The sequence below is a fragment of the Paraburkholderia sp. SIMBA_030 genome (assembly GCF_046535245.1).
Classification (GTDB): domain Bacteria; phylum Pseudomonadota; class Gammaproteobacteria; order Burkholderiales; family Burkholderiaceae; genus Paraburkholderia.
In genome coordinates this window covers 1-254 of the sequence record NZ_JAWRXB010001093.1, presented here as the reverse complement: position 1 = coordinate 254, position 254 = coordinate 1, and the positions used below count along the sequence as shown (strand labels likewise).

Genomic DNA, 254 nt, shown 5'->3' with positions numbered 1-254 from the left:
CAAGGCAAGCGCCGTCATCGCCCGGCTGACGGGCGGCGAGGCGGGTTTCGTCACCGCATCCTGCTCGGCAGGTATCTCGCTGGCCGTCGCAGGCACCATTACCGGCAACAATCTGCTGGCGATCGAGAAGCTGCCTGAGGTGACGACGGAAAAGAACGAAGTGCTCGTGCAGATGGGCCACGTCGTCAGCTATGGCGCGCCGGTCGATCAGGCGATCCGTCTTGCCGGCGGCAAGGTCGTGTTCGTGGGACAGG

At 65.0% G+C, this 254-nt stretch carries 1 pseudogene; it reads left to right on the top strand.

What is annotated here, in order from left to right:
* Nucleotides 1–254 (top strand): annotated as a pseudogene (locus tag SB772_RS43385) (hypothetical protein); the annotation flags it as partial.